The sequence below is a fragment of the Denitrificimonas halotolerans genome (assembly GCF_034259425.1).
Lineage (GTDB): Bacteria > Pseudomonadota > Gammaproteobacteria > Pseudomonadales > Pseudomonadaceae > Denitrificimonas > Denitrificimonas halotolerans.
This window is the reverse complement of sequence record NZ_JAXIVU010000005.1, coordinates 44,233-59,526: the sequence shown is the minus strand read 5'-3', so window position 1 is coordinate 59,526 and position 15,294 is coordinate 44,233. Positions and strand designations below refer to the sequence as shown.

The following is a 15,294-nucleotide window of genomic DNA, read 5'->3' as shown; positions in this document are numbered from 1 at the left end:
CTCTGCGGAGCTAGAAAGATCTATTATACCCACCGTAGCCAACGGAAAAACAACCATTGCATCAGCGCTAACATAACCAGTAAAAAGCACGCAATCAAAAAACCATAAGGATTTTCGGCCCCAGGAATACCCCCAACATTAATACCCAACAACCCTGTAACAAAAGTTAGCGGTAAGAAAAACCCCGTAATAACAGTCAACAGATACATTGTATGACTGATCCGCTCATTGCGCCGTCGCTGTTCAGTTTCTAGCACGACACCGATACGTTCACGGGTCAATTCTAACTCTTCTAAATGAAGCATTAAGCGGTTATTAAGTTCGTTCCAATATATGGCATCATCTGACATAAACCATGATTCTTGGCTCTGCATTAGCATTACAAAAACATCTCGCTGTGGTGCTAAAAAGCGTCTTAAATTAGCTGCACTGCGGCGTGCCTGTAGCAATGGAAGCACTTCAGGAGTATAGCGCTCATCTTCATCTGTTTTAGCTTCTTCAGCATCAACAGTATCAGCAAGATCACTCACCGTATGCTCAACACGGTCAGTCAAAGTTTGAGCTAAAAAAAGCAATAATTCGGAAGTGTTTCGCGGGCCATGCCCACGTTCAAAAGCTTGGATCAACTCATCAGTAACCTGGACTGGGCGCTGCCGTAAAGAATAAACATAAGCTTGATCGGCATAGATACGTAACGAAATCATATCCTCAGGCTCTGCCTGAGGGTTTAGATTAATAGCACGTAAAAATAATAATAATGCTTGGTTCTCTAAGCGTAATAAACGTGGACGTGTATTTTCCTCAAGTAAAAGATCACAAGCAAACTCATTTAGCCCACTGTTCTCTCTCAACCATTTCTCTGAGTGCTGATGAGCTCGATCCCAATGAATCCACAAGCTTTCATGTGCTGCCAGTTGCACGTTTTCTAATTCGGTGTCATTTACCGCTACAGCTGAGCCTTGCCCATCCAAGATATAAGCATGCAACAGTCCTTGGTTGAAGCGTTCAGAATGTTGCATACTTACTTAACCTTCATTCGTTATTATTCAGGCATACTTAAAGCTTTTTCAGAAACTATAATGCCATTATTGTCTGCATAGATAAAATCACCAGAACGGAAAGTCACGCCACCAAATTTCACCTCAACATTAAGTTGACCAATATTATGCTTATCGGTTTTCATTGGATGGCTCGCTAACGCTTGCACTCCCAAGTCAATTTCTTGCAATACATCTACGTCACGTACGCAGCCGTAGATAATAATACCTTCCCAACCGTTCTTAGCAGCTTGCGCTGCAACCATATCACCTAGCATTGCCCGTCGTAATGACCCTCCGCCATCCACAACCATCACTTTACCGTGGCCAGGCTGATCAGCTTGCTGTTTAACTACCGAGTTATCTTCATGACACTTAATTGTTACAATTTCACCACCAAAAGAATCACGCCCACCAAAATTCGCAAACATAGGCTCAACAACTTGCACCTCTGGATAAGCATCGCATAAATCTGGAGTTACATACTTCATATTGCTTCCTTTTACTATCTTCAAAAATAAAAACTCAAGCCTAGCGCAAAGAATAAATCTCAGTAGGCCACCGGCCTGTTGTTATACAAGCAGATGGCTTACACAAGAACACTAAACTCTAAACAACAAATCACCGGATAAGCCATGCGCTTCGAGTTTAATCCGCAAGCGCTTCAAAGCATCCATTTGAAGCTGTCTAACTCGCTCACGTGTTAAGCCCATCATGCTACCAACCTCCTGTAAAGTATGGCTATCGTACCCTCGCAAACCAAAGCGTCGCAGTACTATTTCACGCTGTCGCGCATCAAGCTCTGCAACCCATTTATCAATACATACTGCCAGGTCATTATTTTGTATGGCGTCGCTAGGATCGATTGTGTTTTCATCGACCAATATATCCAAAAGTCTCATCTCGGAGTCATGGACATTAGTTGCATCTAATGAGAGTGCATGCTCACTATATTCATGCATTTGCTGAACATAGCTCACTGATCTCTCTAAATAATTTGCTATTTGCTCTAGACTCGGGATACGCCCATCTTGGCCAGTTAGTTTTTGCACTGCACGCAAGTACGCATTAAGTTCTTTACTGATGTGCACTGGCAACCGCACAGTACGTGTAGTGTTCATCAGCCCCCGTTCCACTGCTTGTCGAATCCACCAAGTTGCATAAGTAGAAAAGCGGAAGCCACGCTCTGGATCAAACTTCTCTACTGCTCGGATTAGACCTAAGTTGCCTTCTTCGATTAAATCCAACAGGGGTAATCCTCGGTTTTGGTAATACTTAGCAATGCTTACTACCAACCGCAAGTTTGACTCAATCATTTGCTTCCGCGCTGAGCTGTCGCCTCGTTGCACCCTACGCGCATAAAGCACTTCTTGCTCAGGACTTAAAAGCGGTGTTAAGCCAATGCTTTCAAGGTACAGTTGCGTCAGATCAGGACTCGAAGAGTCGACCTTTCGCTTATGAGTTTTATGTTTTTTAGGCTGTATGCCACTCGAACACCCATCTCCCTTGTCATGTGAGTGTGAATCATACGTACTTCGTAGGTCCTTAACTTCAGTTAAGCCTAACTCATGTTCTTGATACCTCATTTTGTCAACCTCTCCTCACCTAGAGCATCGCAGCACCATCCATATCTGGACTGCAACTATAACCCTCTGCTGGTGGAGGAAAGTTATCGCTGAGGTAGATATTGCATAGGATCAACGGGCTTACCTTGACGGCGGATTTCAAAGTGCAGCTTCACTTGATCCGTCCCTGTTGACCCCATTTCCGCTATCGTCTGCCCTGCTTTAACTGTTTGTCCCTCTTTAACCAGCAGACGGCGGTTATGGCCATATGCACTAATAAAGGTGTCATTATGTTTAATGATCACCAGCTCGCCATAACCTCTTAACCCGCTTCCGGCATATACAACGCTACCATCCGCTGTTGCAACTATAGATTGTCCAAGCTTGCCTGCAATATCAACCCCTTTATTCAAACTAGTGTTTGAAGAAAACACACTTATAAGCTTACCCTCAGTTGGCCATAGCCATTTTCCTTGCTGCCCTGCAGCAACTGAGGCGGGCTTTACTTTAGACTTTGGGGCTGAAGCTATTGGTTTAGGTGCAGCTTTAGCCGCAGGTGCCGGCTGACTTAACCTTACCGCCGGAGCTTTATGTGCCACAGCTCGAGTAGACTGCACAGCTGTTCCTGCAGAAAAGTTGATTCTTTGTCCCGGAACAATAGTATAAGGCGCTCGAATACCATTACGTGCCGCGAGTGCACGCCAATCCCAACCGTAACGAAAAGCAATAGAATATAAAGTGTCGCCACGCTTAACAATATAATAACCACTGGTGACTGGAGTCCGAGCTGCATGCGACCTATCCAGCACCGGCGCCTTTCCTGAATTACCCGCACAAGCAACCAATACACTGCTCACCACTAGCAAGCACAGTAACTTGAAATTAAAATTTTGTTTTACCGATGAGATAATTTGAACTGGCTTCACGCCGAACTCCTTGACGGTTTTAACAGTGTAGGACTGCGCATCATTTACCCGCATAACGTTCAATGCCAACCACAATGACAATGCCGAATATAGAGAGCAATAATGCAGGAATCAATTGCGCATCAACTTGAAACAACTCAGAAAACTGCCAAGGCGATACATTTTCTTGTAACATTGGTACTTCAACACCATGCCGATCAGTACGCCAAGTCAGTGTATTTTTCCACGGCCAAACCTTATTCAATGAGCCAAGCATAATCCCTATGAGCAAGGCCAAAGTAACATCTCTGAAACGCTCTAGTGCCACACGTAACACTCGCGCAAAAGCCAGTAATCCGAATAAACAACCCGCTGCAAAAACACTTAAAACACCCAACTCTAACTGTTTAATTGCAGTTAAAACTGTTGGATATAACCCCAACAACAATAAAATAAAACTACCTGAGATACCTGGCAAAATCATTGCACATATAGCAACAGCGCCAGCAGCAAATAAACTTAAGGGGTCATGTCCCCAACTCACCGGTGAAGCTACAGTAATCCACCAAGCAAAAACAGCACCCGCCACCAAGGCCAACCAACGATTCAAACACCAACGCTGCACGTCGCGCGCAACCAAATAGCAAGAAACGATAATTAAACCAAAAAAGAATGACCAAATCGCAATAGGTTGAGTTTCTAGCAACCAAGTAATTACACGTGCCAAACTCACTATGCTTAATAAAACCCCAGAAAACAAAATCAGCAAAAAATTCATATGAGCGAACTGCCAAGCCTGTCTCACTTGGCCTCGTAATATTAACCAAGCTGCTTCTGGGATACGTGACAAAGCAGCCAGCAACTGATCATAAATACCGGTAATAAAAGCAATAGTACCCCCAGATACGCCTGGCACAACATCAGCGGCACCCATCGCCATACCTTTCAAGAACAGCAACACTTTATCTTTCACGGCAATGTTCCTGGTAGTAAAGGGACAAAACGCACCCCCTCTAAACGTTGATAAACAAACCCATCAAGCTCACGCACGATCAATAACAACTGTTGCTTATCTATCTCTCCAACAGGAATTACCAATCGACCTCCTATAGCTAGTTGGCCCAATAACGCCTGTGGGATTTCTTTTGCGCCCGCTGTAACAAGGATGCCATCGTATGGTGCCATGGCATTCCAGCCTTCCCAACCATCTCCCCAACGATACACAACATTGCGTATATTAAGTTCAGCTAGCTGCTCTTTAGCTCGCTCTTGCAACGACTGAATTCGCTCTATAGTAAATACGCGCTCAACTAACTGAGCTAAAACTGCTGTTTGATAACCACACCCAGTACCAACCTCCAATACTTTATCAAGAGGCCCCGCAGACAATAACAGCTCAGTCATTCGTCCAACCATATAAGGTTGCGAAATGGTTTGATTGTTACCGATAGGGAGTGCAGTGTCTTCATAGGCACGGTGCGCTAAAGCCTCATCCACAAATAAATGCCGAGGCGTACGGAGCATCACATCCAACACGTCAAGGTTTTTTAAACCTTCATCACGCAAACGCTGCACAAGCCGTTCTCTGGTACGCTGCGATGTCATACCAATACCGCCGCGCTGCAAATTATAAGATCTCACAGGACATTCTCTAGCCATTGTTGTACACGCTCCAACTCAGGGTGAAAAGTGCGATCCAACTGCAGCGGTGTTATTGATACATAACCTTGAGATACTGCATGAAAATCCGTGCCTTCAGCACCGTCTTCCACACCACCCACGGCGGCAATCCAATAACCTTCTTTCCCACGTGGATTCACATTCCGCACTGGCGCTGCAGCCCGTGCGCGATGACCTAAACGCGTCAGTTTGATACCTTTAATATCAGCAAGAGGTAAGTCTGGAATATTGACATTGAATACCGTACGTGGCGCTACTGAAAGTTTTTCATGACCTTCAATTAAACGCCTAGCAAACCAAGCAGCTGTAGGTAAGTGCTCTACGTGCCGAGACAATAATGAAAAAGCAAAAGAAGGTCGTTGCAAAAACCGTCCTTCTATAGCCGCAGCAATAGTGCCTGAATAAAGTACATCATCACCTAGGTTAGCCCCCATATTGATTCCAGAAACAACCATATCCATAGTATCAGGCAGCAACCCATGCAGCCCAAGATGAACACAGTCTGTCGGCGTACCATTAACGCTAATAAAGCCATTGCTCAAAGTTTGTGGGTGCAAGGGACGATCGAGCGTCAATGAGCTGCTCGCACCACTACTATCTTGTTCGGGAGCAATTACAGTGCAGCTGGCATAGTCTTTTAATGCTGCATGCAAAGCTGATAACCCCGGAGCATTCACACCATCATCATTCGCAATTAAAATTCGCACGCACGTACCGCCTCAGTTACCGATAACAGCTCTACCATTTCTCGTAAAACAACCGTAGCAAAACAACCCGGAGGCAAAATAAATTGCACCTGCAAGCAATCCTCAGCAAGAAACTCCCAAACAAGCCCCCGCACAGGTAAGCGTAAAATACGGCGCTCCTGCTTTAATTTAGCGCGCTCAAGCCAAGCACTGAGTTCAGAATTTTCTCGAGCAGCTTGCAACTCTTGCTGCTGAATCAAACCTTGGCTAGCTAACTCACCATCGCCCCATAACGGCCCTGTTGGGTGCATATCTAACTGGAGTAATCGCGGATCTTGGCACTCCTCTTTACCCGCCACAAAAAAACTACGACTGCCAGTAAAAGCTAAAACATCACCAACTTGAGCAACATTCCAAGTATGGCTATGGACACGCTGTGCCAATACCCGATTAAAGAGCGCGCTACGCCCAGTAGAAAGTAACCGTGAGCGTAAGCTTCTTTGCACCGGTAACTCTTGACGCTGAGCATACTCCAAAGCCCCTAGCAGGTTATTACCCTGCTCTCCAAAACGCTGCAAACCAAAGTAATTAGGTACACCCTGACTGACAATCTGTTGCAAGCGCTGTTCAAGCTCACCACGATTAGCTTTCAGATCGGTTAAACGAATAGTAAAACCATTTGCTGAGTGAGCACCACGCTGCAGTTTACGACTATGGCGCTGCATATCTAGGATGCGCAACTCATCACTATGAACGACCGATAGGTTTGGATCAGCCTTACCCGGCAAATGGATACTGAACCACTGCCGAGTTAAGGCTTGCCGATCTTTTAATCCTGCATAGCTGACTTGACGCAAGGATACACCAGCGGCTTTAGCAATACGTCTCGCGGCCTCCTCAGTGTTGAGTAAACGCTTTTCCACCCACAACCATAAGTGCTCACCATCACCAGACAAGGGAATATCCAAGACCTCATCAACCTGAAAGTCTTCAGCACTAGCTTTAAGTTTTGCGCTACCACAGGTCTCACCAAAAGCTCGCGGACCTAACAGGTCTACTTCTCTCATGATTTAACCAACAAAGCGACTGCATGTGCCGCAATGCCTTCTTCACAACCAATAAAACCTAACTTTTCTGTGGTCGTGGCTTTGACATTGACCTGATCCAAAGCAACCTGTAAATCTGCCGAAATATTTTCACGCATCGCTCCAATATGAGCAGCCATTTTCGGAGCTTGAGCTAAAATAGTCATATCAACATTACCAACTTGCCAGCCTTTTTCCTGCAGTAAGCGCACCACATTACGTAACAAATCACGACTATCAGCACCTTTGTAAGCAGGGTCAGTATCTGGAAAGTGCTGACCAATATCCCCTAACGCTGCAGCTCCCAACAGTGCATCAGTCAACGCATGCAAAAGCACATCCCCATCTGAATGTGCAACAAACGCTTTGTTATGAGCAATTTGCACACCACCTAAAGTAATAAACTCGCCTGTTTGGAATCGATGGACATCATAGCCATGACCTATACGCATATTCTTACCTAACCTGTGAAATTGGCATATTCTACACGTATTTATAGATCTGCACCCAGATAGCCTAACCTACCTCTTTAACGACTTATACGGTTGACATCCTCCCCACCTAAAGAACGGGGATTCCTACTGCTAGACGGCCATGCCCGGCTGCGAGAATGTTCCGTGCCGCATTAACATCGCGATCGTGGGTGACATCACACCCACTGCACGTCCATTCTCTTATTCCAAGTCCTGCGATGCCTTTCGACCTCGATTCGAGCAAGCTGCCACAACTCAAACAGGTTTGGCTGATGTATGCGTCAACTTCCTTAAAAACAATGCCTGCGTGAGCGCATTTATAGTCCAACATTGCTTTTAATTGACCCCAGTCAGCGTCTAGCACTGACTTGGCCATCGTGGTTTTAACGCGATTTTAATAAAGCTTGGGCGTGGAAACGCAAATGCTCATCAATAAAGCTAGTTATAAAGTAATAACTGTGATCATAACCAGGCTGCATGCGTAATGTTAGTGGGTAACCTGCACGACTAGCTGCATCCTGCAGTGCCGTTGGCTTTAACTGTTCAGCTAAAAAATGATCTGCACTCCCTTGGTCAACTAGCATCGGTACATGCGCACTTGCCTTTGCTATGAGAACACTGGCATCCCAATCCAGCCAAATTTCACGCTGACTACCTAAATAGTTAGAGAAAGCTTTCTCCCCCCAAGGACATTGAGTAGGCTGACAGATTGGAGAAAAAGCCGATACCGACTGATAACGCTCAGGCTCACGCAAGGCAGCAATGAGTGCACCATGCCCACCCATCGAGTGCCCGCTGATGCTACGTTTATCAGTAACAAGGAAATTTTTCTCAATCAAAGCAGGCAGCTCACTCACTACATAGTCGTACATACGGTAATGCTTAGCCCATGGTTCTTGAGTGGCATTCACATAAAAACCAGCCCCAAGCCCAAAATCCCATGCACCTTCTGGGTCGTCCGGAACACCTTTACCCCGGGGGCTGGTGTCTGGTGCGACAATGACAAGACCCAATTCAGCAGCTGCTTTTAATGCTCCAGCCTTTTGCATGAAATTCTCATCAGTACAGGTCAAACCAGATAACCAATACACTACTGGTAAGGACTGGCCTTTCTTAGTTTGCGGTGGCAAGTAAATTGCAAACTGCATAGTGCAGCTGAGCACCTCAGACTGATGCTCATAACGCACATGCTCCCCGCCAAAAACTTTATTTAATGACAACTTCTGTAACGACATCATTCACTCCAAAGACAATTGTTAATTCAGGCGACCCTACAAACCTCCTGAATCAACAGATAAGACTCATGCTTAAAAATGGATAACGCTACGAATACTTTTACCTTGGTGCATCAACTCAAATGCTGTGTTAATTTCTTCTAAACCCATTGTATGAGTAATAAAAGTGTCCAGTGGAATCTCTCCACTTTGTGCTTTAGCAACATAACCTGGCAGTTCAGTGCGCCCCTTAACACCACCAAAAGCACTACCGCGCCAAACACGACCAGTGACCAACTGGAATGGACGTGTGCTAATTTCTTGTCCAGCACCAGCCACGCCAATAATCACCGACTCACCCCAACCTTTATGGCAACATTCAAGCGCTGAACGCATTAAATCAACATTACCCACGCACTCGAAAGAGTAGTCCACACCGCCGTCAGTCATTTCAATAATGACCTCTTGAATAGGTTTATCATGCTCTTTAGGATTAACAAAATCAGTAGCACCTAGGTCTTTAGCAATAGCAAACTTATCCGGATTAATATCAATCACGATAATACGACTCGCTTGCGCCATTTTCGCCCCAATAATAGCTGCTAAACCAATTCCACCTAAACCAAAGATAGCAACAGTCGCACCTGCTTCTACTTTCGCTGTATTGAGTACCGCACCAATTCCAGTAGTAACCCCACAACCTAATAAACAGATTTTTTCCAGAGGCGCTTCCTTAGGTACTTTAGCCAAAGAAACCTCAGCCACAACTGTATACTCAGAAAAAGTAGAAGTACCCATATAGTGATAAATAGGCTCACCTTTATAGGAAAAACGCGTCGTACCATCCGGCATTAAACCTTTACCTTGAGTCTCACGCACGGACTGGCACAAATTTGTTTTACCTGAAGTACAGAATTTACAAGTACGGCACTCTGCGGTATACAACGGAATCACGTGATCACCCACTTGCAAAGAAGTGACTCCCTCGCCCACAGCTTCAACAATACCACCACCTTCATGGCCTAAAATAGCAGGAAAAACACCTTCAGGATCATCGCCAGATAGAGTAAACGCATCTGTATGACATACACCACTGGCAACAATACGCACTAACACCTCACCAGCTTTAGGTGGTTCCACATCCACTTCTAAAATCTGTAATGGCTCGCCTGGACCAAAAGCAACTGCAGCACGCGACTTAATCATTACACTCTCCTTTCGTCATTTAGAAATCAAGCATAACAGAGAGCAACACCGCTTGTGCTCTAGCGAAGTCAGATAAAACAACGAGTAACAATTTTTCCGTGTATTCTGTGCGCCCTTCAATTTTTCAGCTGAGCAAGATCATGCCCAACACTCGTATTAAAGGCTCAAACCAAAGACGTACTGTACAAATGGCTCAAAAAAGCAGTGATGATTTACAAGCGCAGATCGCGCAATTTCTAGGCGCAGGAGGGGTCATTGAGGAAATTCCACAAGGTCTGAGCGGACAACCTTTTATCCCTTACAGCAAGAAGGCAGACACAACAAAATAAGAGCTATGTCAATCGCTACGGTGAAACCTAGGTTGTCACATAAGGAATATTAAGCGCACTCTGCAAGGTTTGTAGGTCTTCTGGGCGCGTGATTTTAATATTCGTTGCTCGCCCCTCTACAAGCTGCGGCGCATAGCCAGCCCATTCCATAGCAGATGACTCATCAGTGATTGCTACGCCCGCTATAAGCGCATCAGCCAAAGCTTGTTGTAACTGCCCCAAGTGAAACATTTGTGGCGTTAAAGCATGCCAAATCACACTACGATCAATGGTTTGCACAACACGACCATTAGCATCCATTTGCTTTAAAGTATCCCGCGCTGGAACAGCTAACAATCCACCGACCGGATCAGTAGCCAAAGTATGAAGCAAACAATCTAAATCATCACGCTCAAGCAAAGGGCGTGCTGCATCATGCACCAGAACCCAGTCCTCTGGTTGCGCTCCCTTTTGCTGCAACGCTAGCAGAGCATTAAGAACTGAATCAGCACGCTCTGCACCACCCTGCACAGCTTGCACTAAAGGGTGTTGGGCCACACTTAAATGGGACCACCACTGATCATGCTCAGCCACGGCCACCATAACTCCCTTTACATTTGGATGTGTTAAAAATCGTTCTAAAGTCAACTCAAGAATGGTTTTTCTACCAACCTGCAGATATTGTTTAGGACAATGGGCCTGCATACGACTACCAATCCCAGCAGCCGGTACCACTAACCAAAACGTAGGCAAAATCATTCGGTTAACAAGTAAAGAGTTTCCCCTTCCTTGACCATCCCCAATTCATAACGTGCACGCTCTTCGACTGTCTCTAAGCCTTTTTTCAATTCCATTACTTCAGCATCCATCACTCGATTTCGCTCAAAAAGCCGTTCATTTTCGGCTTTCTGTTCAGCTATCTGCATTTTCAGTTGGATACCTTGAGCAATGCCACCATCGCCAACCCATAGACGGTACTGGAGTCCAACCAACATTACGAGCAGTAAGATAAGTAACCAATAGGGCTCTTTTTTCATCGTGGCATTCCATTAAAAAGGGCAGCGAAATAAGCTGCCCTTACACTTTATACATCACTCATTAAGATGGTGCTTTGCATTTTAACTCACACCAACTTAGCCGCGGAATTCTGCACGTCCGCGATAAGGAGCTTGCCCTTCGAGCTGTTCTTCAATACGCAACAGCTGGTTGTACTTAGCAACACGGTCTGAGCGGCACAATGAGCCCGTCTTAATTTGACCCGCTGCAGTACCTACTGCCAAATCAGCAATGGTTGAATCTTCAGTTTCACCACTACGATGTGAAATGACAGCAGTAAAGCCTGCTTTTTTAGCCATCTGAATTGCTTCTAAGGTTTCTGTCAAAGTTCCAATCTGGTTGAACTTAATTAGAATGGAATTGGCCGTACTGGTATCAATACCTTGCTGCAGAATTTTAGTATTGGTAACAAATAAATCATCACCAACCAACTGGATCTTTTCACCGATTTTATCAGTCAACAATTTCCAACCTGCCCAATCTGACTCATCCATCCCATCTTCAATAGAAATAATTGGGAAGCGCTCAGTTAGGCCTGCAAGGTAATCTGCGAAGCCTTGGGCATCAAACTTTTTACCTTCGCCAGCAAGATCGTATTGACCTTCTTTATAAAACTCGCTGGCTGCACAGTCGAGTGCCAAGGTCACATCATCACCTAGCGTGTAACCGGCATTCGCTACAGCTTCAGCAATAGCACCAAGCGCATCTTCGTTAGATGCAAGGTTAGGAGCAAAACCACCCTCATCACCTACTGAGGTGCTAAGACCACGTTTTTGCAGAACAGCTTTCAAATGATGGAAAACCTCCGTTCCCATGCGCAACGCATCTGCAAAAGTTTTCGCACCAACCGGTTGAATCATAAACTCTTGGATATCTACGTTATTGTCCGCATGCTCGCCACCGTTAATGATGTTCATCATAGGCACCGGCATTGAATACACACCTGGCGTACCGTTGAGCTCAGCAATATGCGCATACAAAGGCATACCTTTAGCCTGAGCGGCTGCTTTAGCAGCAGCCAAAGATACCGCCAAAATTGCGTTTGCACCTAAAGTAGCCTTATTATCAGTACCATCCAACTCTATCATCGCACGATCAAGTGCAGCCTGATCAGCGGCATCCCGGCCAACTAACAGTTCACGGATAGCACCATTCACGTTAGCTACAGCTTTAAGCACCCCTTTGCCCATATAGCGGCTTTTATCGCCATCACGCAATTCCAGCGCTTCACGCGAGCCCGTTGAAGCGCCTGATGGTGCACAGGCACTGCCGATGATTCCGTTGTCTAAAATAACATCAGCTTCAACCGTAGGGTTACCACGTGAATCTAAGACTTCACGACCTTTGATGTCGATAATTTTTGCCATCGTTTTGTACGCTCCATACAATAATCAGTCACGCTTAAAGGGACGCTATCACCTTAAGCAGTTTCAATTTCAGGAAAACTTTTAATCAAATCATCCAGTTGCTTAAGCTGTGTTAAAAAAGGCTCTAACTTATCTAAGCGTAACGCACATGGACCGTCACACTTAGCGTTATCCGGATCAGGATGAGCCTCTAAGAACAAGCCTGCTAAACCCTGACTCATCCCTGCTTTAGCCAACTCGGTCACCTGCGCACGACGTCCACCAGCGGAATCCGCCCGCCCGCCCGGTGTTTGCAGTGAATGAGTGACATCAAAAAACACCGGATAGTCAAATGCTTTCATGATGCCAAAACCGAGCATATCGACAACAAGATTATTGTAGCCAAAGGACGAACCACGCTCGCAAAGAATCAGCTTTTCATTACCCGCCTCTTCACATTTAGTCAGAATATGACGCATCTCATGAGGCGCTAAGAACTGGGCTTTTTTGATATTAATCACCGCGTTGGTTTTTGCCATTGCCATAACCAAGTCAGTTTGGCGTGATAAAAATGCTGGCAATTGAATAATATCGCACACTTCAGCAACAGGCTGAGCTTGATAAGGCTCATGCACATCTGTCAAGACTGGCACATTAAAGGTGCTTTTAACTTCCTCAAAAACCTTCAATCCTTCATCTAATCCCGGGCCTCGGAAAGAATGAATCGATGAACGATTTGCCTTATCAAAGCTTGCTTTAAATACATAAGGAATACCCAACTTTTCAGTCACACGCACGTACTCTTCGCACGCACGCATGGCTAAATCACGGGATTCAATCACATTAATGCCGCCAAATAATACAAATGGCTTATCATTGGCAATTTCTATATTAGCGACACGAATGATCTTCTGACTCATGCTTTACCTGCTTTATAAGTGAGGGCCGCCTCAACAAAATCTTTAAATAATGGATGTCCATCACGCGGCGTCGAAGTGAACTCAGGGTGGAACTGACTGGCTACAAACCACGGATGGTCAGGCACCTCAACAACTTCCACCAATGCACCATCTTCAGAGCGACCAGAAACTTTCAAACCTGCTTCTTCGAGCTGAGGCAGCAACTGATTGTTAACTTCGTAACGATGACGATGACGCTCTACAATGCGATCAGAACCATAGCTAGCGTACACCAAAGTATCTGGAATCAACTGGCACTCCTGCGCACCTAGACGCATAGTTCCGCCAACATCGCCATCTTCAGTACGCTGTTCAATACTACCATCAGCATCCTGCCACTCAGAAATCAAACCTACGACTGGGTGCGTACTGTTTTTATCAAACTCTGTCGAGTTTGCATCAGTCCAACCTAACACATTACGTGCAAACTCAATGACAGCAACTTGCATACCAAGACAAATACCTAAATATGGAATTTTGTTCTCACGCGCGTACTGTACAGCCTTGATTTTTCCTTCCACGCCACGCAGGCCAAAACCACCAGGTACTAAAATAGCATCAACGCCTTCGAGTAATTGCACTCCTTGACTCTCAAGATCTTCAGAGTCGATATAGCGCATATTGACTTTAGTTTCAGTTTCGATTCCAGCATGACTCATGGCTTCGATCAGTGATTTATAAGCATCCAATAACTCCATGTATTTACCAACCATGGCCACTGTCACTTCTTGTTTAGGATGCAGCTTGGCATCAATCACACGATCCCACTCGGATAAATCAGCACCATCACACTCAAGACCAAAGCGTTCCATGACAAAATCATCTAGACCTTGACTGTGTAAAATTCCTGGAATTTTGTAAATAGTATCAACGTCATGCAAGCTGACAACTGCACGCTCTTCCACGTTAGTAAAAGAGGCTATTTTACGACGTGAAGCAGTATCAACAGGACGGTCTGAACGGCACACCAAAACATCAGGCTGCAAACCAATCGAACGCAATTCTTTAACGGAGTGCTGAGTTGGTTTGGTTTTTGTTTCACCTGCAGTCGCAATATAAGGTACTAGCGTTAAGTGCATAAGCATAGCCCGCTTGGCACCCACCTCTACCCGTAATTGGCGTATAGCCTCAAGGAAAGGCTGAGATTCAATATCACCAACAGTGCCACCAATTTCCACCATAGCCACATCAGCATCAGCTGCGCCTTTAATAATACGGCGCTTAATTTCATCAGTGATATGTGGAATCACTTGGATAGTTGCACCTAAGTAATCACCACGACGCTCACGACGTAAAACCTCTTCATACACACGCCCTGTAGTGAAGTTGTTATTTTGCGTCATGGTTGTGCGCACAAAGCGCTCGTAGTGGCCTAAGTCGAGGTCAGTCTCTGCGCCATCTTGAGTTACAAAAACCTCCCCGTGTTGAAACGGACTCATGGTACCTGGATCAACGTTAATATATGGGTCAAGCTTTAGCAGGGTGACTTTTAAGCCACGCGCCTCAAGAATAGCCGCTAATGAAGCTGAGGCAATACCTTTCCCCAATGAAGAAACAACACCGCCTGTGACGAAGATGTAGCGCGTCATAAATAACCCTGGATTCTGCGTTTAAGCGGCAAGCCGCCGAAGATAAGCATTGAAAACTATGCTTGATAAATGCAATTCATAATCAAGCGCTACAGGAGCAACCAAGCACCTGTATTAATCAACTAATAGACGGGAGAATAGTCTACGCTAAAGCTGTTTGTGACTCAAACCAAGATCGCAATAAA

General features: G+C 45.3%; 18 protein-coding genes. 1 reads left to right on the top strand and 17 read right to left on the bottom strand.

The genetic code is table 11. The annotated features are described in order from the left end of the window. Window positions 1–23 precede the first annotated feature (23 nt). The 12 genes from TOI97_RS05485 to TOI97_RS05430 all read right to left on the bottom strand — a co-directional run bounded on the left by TOI97_RS05485 (window position 24) and on the right by TOI97_RS05430 (window position 9,851). Window positions 24–1,019 carry a CorA family divalent cation transporter gene (locus tag TOI97_RS05485; protein ID WP_321553121.1) on the bottom strand — a complete coding sequence of 332 codons (996 nt, stop codon included), beginning with the start codon at window positions 1,017–1,019 and terminating at the stop codon, window positions 24–26. A 23-nt stretch (window positions 1,020–1,042) separates the two neighbouring features. After that, window positions 1,043–1,528, bottom strand: a complete 486-nt coding sequence (gene rraA / locus TOI97_RS05480) for a ribonuclease E activity regulator RraA (protein ID WP_321553120.1) — start codon at window positions 1,526–1,528, stop codon at window positions 1,043–1,045. Between the two features lie 111 nt (window positions 1,529–1,639). Continuing rightward, the gene (gene rpoS, locus TOI97_RS05475) at window positions 1,640–2,623 is read right to left on the bottom strand and encodes an RNA polymerase sigma factor RpoS (protein ID WP_321553119.1); all 984 of its coding nucleotides are present in this window, start codon (window positions 2,621–2,623) and stop codon (window positions 1,640–1,642) included. Between the two features lie 83 nt (window positions 2,624–2,706). Further along, a complete protein-coding gene (locus TOI97_RS05470) occupies window positions 2,707–3,528 on the bottom strand; it encodes a peptidoglycan DD-metalloendopeptidase family protein (RefSeq protein WP_407651321.1) in 822 nt (273 codons plus the stop codon). Between the two features lie 40 nt (window positions 3,529–3,568). Next, entirely contained in the window at window positions 3,569–4,480 is a 912-nt protein-coding gene (locus TOI97_RS05465) for a DUF368 domain-containing protein (RefSeq protein WP_321553118.1), read from the bottom strand. Beyond that, window positions 4,477–5,112, bottom strand: a complete 636-nt coding sequence (locus TOI97_RS05460) for a protein-L-isoaspartate(D-aspartate) O-methyltransferase (RefSeq protein WP_321553201.1) — start codon at window positions 5,110–5,112, stop codon at window positions 4,477–4,479. Before TOI97_RS05460 ends, TOI97_RS05465 begins: the two co-directional genes overlap by 4 nt. 32 nt (window positions 5,113–5,144) lie before the next feature. Next, window positions 5,145–5,894, bottom strand: a complete 750-nt coding sequence (gene surE, locus TOI97_RS05455) for a 5'/3'-nucleotidase SurE (protein ID WP_321553117.1) — start codon at window positions 5,892–5,894, stop codon at window positions 5,145–5,147. Beyond that, window positions 5,882–6,940, bottom strand: coding sequence for a tRNA pseudouridine(13) synthase TruD (gene truD, locus TOI97_RS05450; RefSeq protein WP_321553116.1), 1,059 nt, complete (start codon window positions 6,938–6,940; stop codon window positions 5,882–5,884). The genes surE and truD overlap by 13 nt, the downstream gene beginning before the upstream one ends. After that, entirely contained in the window at window positions 6,937–7,410 is a 474-nt protein-coding gene (gene ispF, locus TOI97_RS05445) for a 2-C-methyl-D-erythritol 2,4-cyclodiphosphate synthase (RefSeq protein WP_321553115.1), read from the bottom strand. Before ispF ends, truD begins: the two co-directional genes overlap by 4 nt. A 109-nt stretch (window positions 7,411–7,519) precedes the next feature. Continuing rightward, window positions 7,520–7,807, bottom strand: a complete 288-nt coding sequence (locus TOI97_RS05440; protein ID WP_321553114.1) for a transposase — start codon at window positions 7,805–7,807, stop codon at window positions 7,520–7,522. A 7-nt stretch (window positions 7,808–7,814) separates the two neighbouring features. Continuing rightward, window positions 7,815–8,666: an S-formylglutathione hydrolase gene (fghA, locus tag TOI97_RS05435; protein ID WP_321553113.1), complete on the bottom strand. Its 852-nt coding sequence runs from the start codon at window positions 8,664–8,666 to the stop codon at window positions 7,815–7,817. A 72-nt stretch (window positions 8,667–8,738) separates the two neighbouring features. Further along, window positions 8,739–9,851, bottom strand: a complete 1,113-nt coding sequence (locus tag TOI97_RS05430; protein WP_321553112.1) for an S-(hydroxymethyl)glutathione dehydrogenase/class III alcohol dehydrogenase — start codon at window positions 9,849–9,851, stop codon at window positions 8,739–8,741. A gap of 140 nt (window positions 9,852–9,991) precedes the next feature. Here TOI97_RS05430 and TOI97_RS05425 point away from each other — a divergent pair, with 140 nt between their 5' ends. Beyond that, window positions 9,992–10,180 (top strand): hypothetical protein, encoded by a 189-nt coding sequence (locus TOI97_RS05425; protein ID WP_321553111.1) that lies wholly within the window; start codon window positions 9,992–9,994, stop codon window positions 10,178–10,180. Window positions 10,181–10,207: 27 nt separating this feature from the next. On the opposite strand, the gene ispD is transcribed toward TOI97_RS05425, so the two are convergent. The 5 genes from ispD to TOI97_RS05400 form a co-directional block, all read right to left on the bottom strand. Continuing rightward, window positions 10,208–10,918, bottom strand: coding sequence for a 2-C-methyl-D-erythritol 4-phosphate cytidylyltransferase (ispD, locus tag TOI97_RS05420; protein ID WP_321553110.1), 711 nt, complete (start codon window positions 10,916–10,918; stop codon window positions 10,208–10,210). After that, window positions 10,915–11,196: a cell division protein FtsB gene (gene ftsB / locus TOI97_RS05415; protein WP_321553109.1), complete on the bottom strand. Its 282-nt coding sequence runs from the start codon at window positions 11,194–11,196 to the stop codon at window positions 10,915–10,917. The genes ispD and ftsB overlap by 4 nt, the downstream gene beginning before the upstream one ends. 96 nt (window positions 11,197–11,292) lie before the next feature. Continuing rightward, window positions 11,293–12,582, bottom strand: coding sequence for a phosphopyruvate hydratase (gene eno, locus TOI97_RS05410; RefSeq protein WP_321553108.1), 1,290 nt, complete (start codon window positions 12,580–12,582; stop codon window positions 11,293–11,295). A 53-nt stretch (window positions 12,583–12,635) separates the two neighbouring features. Then, window positions 12,636–13,481 carry a 3-deoxy-8-phosphooctulonate synthase gene (gene kdsA, locus TOI97_RS05405; protein ID WP_321553107.1) on the bottom strand — a complete coding sequence of 282 codons (846 nt, stop codon included), beginning with the start codon at window positions 13,479–13,481 and terminating at the stop codon, window positions 12,636–12,638. Beyond that, window positions 13,478–15,109, bottom strand: a complete 1,632-nt coding sequence (locus TOI97_RS05400; protein ID WP_321553106.1) for a CTP synthase — start codon at window positions 15,107–15,109, stop codon at window positions 13,478–13,480. The genes kdsA and TOI97_RS05400 overlap by 4 nt, the downstream gene beginning before the upstream one ends. Between the last annotated feature and the right edge of the window lie 185 nt (window positions 15,110–15,294).

Coding starts and splice junctions, on each gene's coding strand:
- TOI97_RS05485 (WP_321553121.1), bottom strand. CDS start 1,019: ATGCAACATTCTGAACGCTTCAACCAAGGACTGTTGCATGCTTATATC.
- rraA (WP_321553120.1), bottom strand. CDS start 1,528: ATGAAGTATGTAACTCCAGATTTATGCGATGCTTATCCAGAGGTGCAA.
- rpoS (WP_321553119.1), bottom strand. CDS start 2,623: ATGAGGTATCAAGAACATGAGTTAGGCTTAACTGAAGTTAAGGACCTA.
- TOI97_RS05460 (WP_321553201.1), bottom strand. CDS start 5,112: ATGACATCGCAGCGTACCAGAGAACGGCTTGTGCAGCGTTTGCGTGAT.
- truD (WP_321553116.1), bottom strand. CDS start 6,940: ATGAGAGAAGTAGACCTGTTAGGTCCGCGAGCTTTTGGTGAGACCTGT.
- ispF (WP_321553115.1), bottom strand. CDS start 7,410: ATGCGTATAGGTCATGGCTATGATGTCCATCGATTCCAAACAGGCGAG.
- TOI97_RS05440 (WP_321553114.1), bottom strand. CDS start 7,807: ATGGCCAAGTCAGTGCTAGACGCTGACTGGGGTCAATTAAAAGCAATG.
- fghA (WP_321553113.1), bottom strand. CDS start 8,666: ATGTCGTTACAGAAGTTGTCATTAAATAAAGTTTTTGGCGGGGAGCAT.
- TOI97_RS05430 (WP_321553112.1), bottom strand. CDS start 9,851: ATGATTAAGTCGCGTGCTGCAGTTGCTTTTGGTCCAGGCGAGCCATTA.
- TOI97_RS05425 (WP_321553111.1), top strand. CDS start 9,992: ATGCCCAACACTCGTATTAAAGGCTCAAACCAAAGACGTACTGTACAA.
- ispD (WP_321553110.1), bottom strand. CDS start 10,918: ATGATTTTGCCTACGTTTTGGTTAGTGGTACCGGCTGCTGGGATTGGT.
- ftsB (WP_321553109.1), bottom strand. CDS start 11,196: ATGAAAAAAGAGCCCTATTGGTTACTTATCTTACTGCTCGTAATGTTG.
- eno (WP_321553108.1), bottom strand. CDS start 12,582: ATGGCAAAAATTATCGACATCAAAGGTCGTGAAGTCTTAGATTCACGT.
- kdsA (WP_321553107.1), bottom strand. CDS start 13,481: ATGAGTCAGAAGATCATTCGTGTCGCTAATATAGAAATTGCCAATGAT.
- TOI97_RS05400 (WP_321553106.1), bottom strand. CDS start 15,109: ATGACGCGCTACATCTTCGTCACAGGCGGTGTTGTTTCTTCATTGGGG.